Source organism: Streptomyces sp. WAC 04229, from assembly GCF_003947455.1.
Classification (GTDB): domain Bacteria; phylum Actinomycetota; class Actinomycetes; order Streptomycetales; family Streptomycetaceae; genus Streptomyces.
Genome location: NZ_QHJH01000299.1, coordinates 1 through 5519 on the forward strand (window position 1 = coordinate 1; position 5519 = coordinate 5519).

The 5519-nt window shown below is 71.8% G+C and carries 7 protein-coding genes; 5 read left to right on the forward strand and 2 right to left on the reverse strand.

Annotated features, from left to right (window positions below):
* Positions 1-562 (forward strand): RICIN domain-containing protein (locus tag DMH12_RS36805; protein ID WP_148107583.1); only part of this gene is annotated, 562 nt, incomplete at its 5' end.
* Here the strand turns inward: DMH12_RS36805 and DMH12_RS36810 are convergent.
* Positions 559-1476 (reverse strand): LysR family transcriptional regulator, encoded by a 918-nt coding sequence (locus tag DMH12_RS36810; protein ID WP_125495641.1) that lies wholly within the window; start codon positions 1474-1476, stop codon positions 559-561. The two genes, DMH12_RS36805 and DMH12_RS36810, sit on opposite strands and share 4 nt — an antisense overlap.
* A 125-nt stretch (positions 1477-1601) precedes the next feature.
* On the opposite strand from DMH12_RS36810, the gene DMH12_RS36815 reads away from it, so the two are divergent.
* From DMH12_RS36815 to DMH12_RS36825, 3 genes are all read left to right on the forward strand, one after another.
* Positions 1602-1997: a VOC family protein gene (locus tag DMH12_RS36815; protein ID WP_125495642.1), complete on the forward strand. Its 396-nt coding sequence runs from the start codon at positions 1602-1604 to the stop codon at positions 1995-1997.
* A 133-nt stretch (positions 1998-2130) separates the two neighbouring features.
* Complete coding sequence (locus DMH12_RS36820; RefSeq protein WP_125495643.1) at positions 2131-3117, forward strand: ATP-binding cassette domain-containing protein; 987 nt, start codon at positions 2131-2133, stop codon at positions 3115-3117.
* On the forward strand, positions 3114-3905 hold the full coding sequence (locus DMH12_RS36825) for an ABC transporter permease (RefSeq protein ID WP_125495644.1): 792 nt from the start codon (positions 3114-3116) through the stop codon (positions 3903-3905). The genes DMH12_RS36820 and DMH12_RS36825 overlap by 4 nt, the downstream gene beginning before the upstream one ends.
* A gap of 33 nt (positions 3906-3938) precedes the next feature.
* On the opposite strand, the gene DMH12_RS40610 is transcribed toward DMH12_RS36825, so the two are convergent.
* Positions 3939-4205: a hypothetical protein gene (locus DMH12_RS40610; RefSeq protein ID WP_399190147.1), complete on the reverse strand. Its 267-nt coding sequence runs from the start codon at positions 4203-4205 to the stop codon at positions 3939-3941.
* A gap of 154 nt (positions 4206-4359) precedes the next feature.
* Here DMH12_RS40610 and DMH12_RS36835 point away from each other — a divergent pair.
* The coding region (locus DMH12_RS36835; protein WP_260474477.1) for a serine/threonine-protein kinase at positions 4360-5519 on the forward strand (1160 nt) is incomplete at its 3' end.

Below are 5519 nucleotides of genomic sequence, written 5' to 3' on the forward strand. Positions count from 1 at the left end.
GGGCCGTTCCGGCGCGACCGCCGGTGCCGGCAGCGGGGGCGGTGCGGAGGGCGCCGACGACACGGACGGCTCGGGCGGCTCCGGCAGCGCGGGTGGTTCCGGCGGCTCCGGAGGCTCCGGTGGTTCCGGTGGTTCGGCGGGCTCCAACGGGTCGGCGGGGTCCGGATCCGGGTCCGGTGACACGGACCAGGACCCGCCCGCCTCCGGCTACTTCGGCCTCAAGAACGGCGAGGAGGACAAGTGCCTCATCCAGGTCCTCAACAGGGCCGACACCGGGTTCTGCACGGACATGGCCGCCCACTGGACCTTCCGGAGCGCCGGGAACGGCGCGGTCAAGGTGGTCAACAAGTCGGGCTCCTGCCTGAGCGCCAACACGAAGGGCCAGGCCGTCCTCACCGGTGACTGCGCCACCAACAGCACCGCGCTCCTGTGGCGGGCCGGGTCCGGCTCCACGCTCCGGAGCGTCTTCAGCGGAGGCTGCCTCGACCTGGCCTTCGGCCCGGGCGTCGACACCCAGACCTGCGGGTCCGGCACGGCGTCCCAGAAGTGGACGCGGACCTAGGGCCCTTCGTCCGGAACAGGCCGCACCCGTTGCAGGGCGGCCGTTTCGACGACGGTGCGGACGAACGCGCGCACCTTCGGGGTGTTCCCCCTGGCCGGCCACAGGAGGCCGTACTCCACCGGCGGGGCGTCGGAGAAGGGGACGTAGGCGATGTCCGGGCGGGAGTAGTAGTGCGCCGCCCGTGCGGAGGTGGGGGAGACTCCCTTGCCCGCGCCGACCAGGGCGAGCACTTCCTGCCAGGCTGTGGTCGACGGACCGCGCGGGATGGGCCGGCCCTTCGGTGTGCGGCGGGGGTAGTGGAGGTCGAGGACGTACTCGGGCTGTCCGGTGACGGTGATCATCGGGGCCTCGGCGAGGTCCTCCAGGGAGACGGTCTCCCGCTCGGCGAACGGGTGTCCCGCGGGGACGACGAGGGCGCGGGGCTCGGAGAAGAGCACCGGGCCGTTGACGATGTCCGGCTCGTCGATGGGCAGCTCGATCAGCTGGAGGTCGCGGCTGCCGTCGCGCAACGGCCCGACCGGGTCGTGCAGCTGGGAGTCCTGAATGTGGACCACGCAGTCGGGATGACGGGCCCGGAAGACGTCGGCCGCCGCCACGACGAGGTTGCCGCACCACGCGGCGGAGTAGCCGACGCGGATTTCCCCGGTGATCTCCCGGCCGGCGGTGGCAGCGGCGGCCAGTGCTTCCTGGATCTGCCGATAGCCGGCGCCCAGGCCGTCTCTCAGCTGTTCCCCGACGGGTGTCAGCTGGACGTTGCGGCTGGTCCGCTTGAACAGTTCGGCGCCAATGGCACGTTCCTGCTTCTTGATGACCTGGCTGACGCGGGCGGGAGTGACGTGCAACCGGTCCGCCGTCCGGCCGAAATGCAGCTCCTCCGCCAAGGCCAGGAAGATCTGTATCTCCCGCAGCTCCACGCCCGCCGCCCCCGATCGTGAATCGCTGTGTTAACCGACGTTGCACGATACGTCGTTGATGCGCCCGTCGACAGCGTCGATGCTTGACCGTGACGGCGGCGGGCAACGCGGAAGGAACCCAGCGGATGAACATCATCGCGTCGGCGGTGCTGCTGACCGTCGGCCACCCGGCGGCGTCGAGCCGGTTCTTCACCAGCCATCTCGGCTTCCGGGAGGTGCTGGTGACCGACGACGTCATCCACCTTTCACGCGACGACGCGGCCACCGACCTCGTCGTGAGCCGATGCGACCGATGCGACACGCAGCCGCGTCCGGGGCAGCAGCCCGCCGCGCACGCCGAAGTGATGGTGTCCTTCACGGTCACCGACCTGGCAGCCGAACACGAGCGGCTGCGGCGGGAGGGCGCGCGGATCCTGATGCCGTTGCGCCAGGAGCCGTGGGGTGAATGGGTGCTGCAACTCCTCGACCCCAACGGTGTAGTGGTCCAGATCGTGGAGTGGGTGCCGCCCGTCGGCGCCTGACGGGCTCTCGCTCCACTCAATCCAGCTCCCCGTCCTTTTCATCCCTTTCATCTTTCGAGTCATTCCTCGAGTCATTCCTCGAGTCATTCCTCGAGTCATCCTTCGAACGGGAGGGCCCGTGCCTTCTTCTGTCATGCCCACATCCATCACGGGTGGCGGACTACACGCGCCCGCCGCTGTCTCCACCGTCGGCCTGCGCAAGTCGTACGGCGACAAGGTCGTGCTCGACGGGGTCGATCTGCGAATCCCGGCCGGGTCCGTATTCGCGCTGCTCGGCCCGAACGGTGCCGGCAAGACCACCGTCGTGAAGATCCTGTCCACGCTCATCGCCGCCGACGGCGGGCAGGCCCAGGTCGCGGGCCACGACCTCGCCGCGGCACCCGCCGGGGTGCGGGCGGCAATCGGGGTCACCGGCCAGTTCTCGGCCGTGGACGGGCTGATCACCGGCGAGGAGAACATGCTCCTCATGGCGGACCTGCACCACCTGTCCAAGCCCGTCGGACGGCGGGTCGCCGCCGAACTGCTGGAGAGGTTCGACCTGGTGGAGGCCGCCAAGAAGCCCGCCCAGAGCTACTCCGGCGGCATGAGGCGGCGCCTCGACATCGCCATGACGCTGGTCGGCGGCCCCCGGATCATCTTCCTCGACGAGCCGACCACCGGCCTCGACCCGCGCAGCCGCCACAACATGTGGCAGATCATCCGCGAGCTGGTCACGGGCGGCGTCACCGTCTTCCTGACCACCCAGTACCTGGAGGAGGCCGACGAACTCGCGGACCGTATCGCTGTATTGAACGACGGCAAGATCGTCGCCGAGGGTACCGCCGATCAGCTCAAACGGCTCATCCCCGGCGGCCACGTCCAACTCCGCTTCGCCGACCCCTCCGCGTACCAGAGCGCCGTCGTCGCACTGCGCGACGTCACCCGGGACGACGAGGCGCTGTCGCTGCAGCTGCCCAGCGACGGCAGCCAGCGCGCGCTGCGCTCCATCCTCGACCGGTTGGACTCGGCCGGAATCGAGGCCGATGAGCTGACCGTGCACACCCCCGACCTGGACGACGTGTTCTTCGCCCTCACCGGCCCCGCCAACGTCCCCGACCAGTTCATGGAGACCGCCCGATGAGCTCCCTCTCCGACGTTGTACGCGACTCGAACACCATGCTGCGGCGCAACCTGCTGCACGCGTGGCGGTACCCGTCCGGGACCCTGAACCTGCTGCTCACGCCGATCATGATGCTGCTGCTCTTCGTCTACATCTTCGGCGACGTGATGAGCGTCGGTATCGGTGGTGGCGGCGCGGACCGCTCCGACTACATCGCCTATATCGTCCCCGGCCTGCTGCTGATGACCGTGGGCAGCACCGTGATCGGGGCCGCGGTGTCCGTCTGCGTGGACATGACCCAGGGTCTCACCGCCCGCTTCCGCACCATGGCGATCTACCGGGGCTCTCTGCTCGTCGGGCATGTCGTCGGCGGCGTACTGCAGTGCTTGATGAGCGTGGTCCTCGTCGGCGCCGTCGGTGTGGCGATGGGCTTCCGGTCCACGGACGCCACAGCACTCGAGTGGATCGCGGCCTTCGGGCTGATCACGCTGTTCGCCCTGGCACTCACCTGGATCGCGGTCGGGATGGGCGCGGCCAGTCCGAACCCCGAGGCGGCCGGCAACATGGCCATGCCGCTGATCCTCCTGCCGCTCATCTCCAGCGCCTTCATCCCGGCCGACACCATGCCCGGCTGGTTCCGGCCGATCGCCGAGTACCAGCCGTTCACGCCCGCCATCGAGACGCTGCGCGGACTCCTTCTCGGCACCGAGATCGGCAACAACTGGTGGATCGCCATGGCCTGGTGCCTCGGCCTCACGCTCCTCGGCTACCGCTGGTCGACGGCACAGTTCAACCGCGACCCCAAGTAGACGCGGTTGACGCGGCGTTCGACCACGTTACGACTACCGCAGAGCTGTCGGCCGGAGGCCGGAGGCCGGAGGCCTGGCCGCGCCGCTCACGGTTCGCCTTCTGGCCGGCCCGTTCCGGGACCACCGCGCCGACGGTCCGCGGCGGACGTCGTACGCGGCGACCGCCGTCCGGACGAAGGAGCGGATCATCGGGTCCTGGTGGTCGGCCTCGCGCCGGGCCACCAGGACGCGGCTCGGCGGCAGCCCGGTCAGCGGCACCACGGTGGACGCCTCACCGGGCTCGTGACCGACGAGGGTCATCCCGACCGTGCCGTTCCCGAGGACGGCAATCTGGTCAATCTCTTCACCCCGGTGGCCCCGGCCGCCATCGAGAAGTTCGCCGGCTCAGCCACGCTGACGGCCCCCCTATGCTGGACCGGCGACGGGGGTCAAGATCGCACGCAGGGAGGCATCTGTGTCAGCGCTGGAGCCGGACGACCCGCGCTCCGTCGGGGAGTACCGGTTGCTGAGCCGGCTGGGCGCGGGCGGCATGGGCCGGGTCTTCCTCGGGCGTTCACCGGGCGGACGGCTGGTCGCGGTCAAGGTGGTCCACCCCGAGCTGCTGCGCAGGCCCGAGTTCCGCGACCGATTCCGCCGCGAGGTCCAGGCCGCCCGCATGGTCAGCGGCGCCTTCACCGCCCCGGTCGTCGACGCCGACCCGGACGCTTCCCTGCCCTGGCTGGTCACCAGCTACATCGCCGGGCCGTCGCTGGAGCGCGCGGTCGCCGAGCAGGGGCCCTTCGACCCGCGGGCGGTGCTCGCGCTGGCGGCCGGGCTGGCCGAGGCGCTGGTGTCGATCCACGCGGCGCACCTCGTCCACCGCGACCTCAAGCCCTCCAACGTCCTCCTCGCCGAGGACGGGCCGCGCGTCATCGACTTCGGCATCGTCCGCAGCGCCGACGCCGACTCCCTCACCGGCACCGGGCACATGGCGGGCTCCCCGGGGTTCATGTCCCCCGAGCAGGTCAACGGCGACGAGGTCACCTGGGCCGGCGACGTGTTCTGCCTGGGCGCGGTGCTGGCCTTCGCGGCGACGGGCGCCAACCCCTTCGGCGCCGGCCCCACCCCCGCGCTGCTCTACCGCGTGGTGCACAACGCCCCCGACGTGGACGCGGTGACCGACCCGGCCCTGCGCGCCCTGATCGCCGACTGCCTCGCCAAGGACCCGGCCCGCCGTCCCACCCCGCGCGAGATCCTCGCCCGGATCGGCCCGCTGGGCGGCGACAGCGCGACGGCCCTGCCGCACGCCCGCCAGTGGACGCCGGCGACCCGTCCGACCCGCGCGGACGCGGCACCCACCATGGTCGTCCCGCCTCCCGGGATGCCGGTGGTGCACCCGCACACCCGCGTCGACACCACGCCACCGCCACCGCCCGCACCGGCGGGCACGCGCCGCCACGGGCCGCCGTGCGGCGCGTGCCCGCGCCGGCGGGCGGCGGGCGGGCGCGCCGGCGGGCCGGGGGCGCCCCCGGCCCCGGGGGCGGCGGGGGCGCCCCGGCGGGGGCGCCCGCCCGCGGCGTGGGGGGGCACGCGCGGCGGCCGGACGGGGCGCGTCGGCGGGGACGAGCGCCGCCG

Excerpts from the sequence above, each read along its gene's own strand:
- DMH12_RS36815 (WP_125495642.1), top strand. The coding sequence starts at position 1,602 with ATGAACATCATCGCGTCGGCGGTGCTGCTGACCGTCGGCCACCCGGCG.
- DMH12_RS36820 (WP_125495643.1), top strand. The coding sequence starts at position 2,131 with ATGCCCACATCCATCACGGGTGGCGGACTACACGCGCCCGCCGCTGTC.
- DMH12_RS36825 (WP_125495644.1), top strand. The coding sequence starts at position 3,114 with ATGAGCTCCCTCTCCGACGTTGTACGCGACTCGAACACCATGCTGCGG.
- DMH12_RS40610 (WP_399190147.1), bottom strand. The coding sequence starts at position 4,205 with ATGACCCTCGTCGGTCACGAGCCCGGTGAGGCGTCCACCGTGGTGCCG.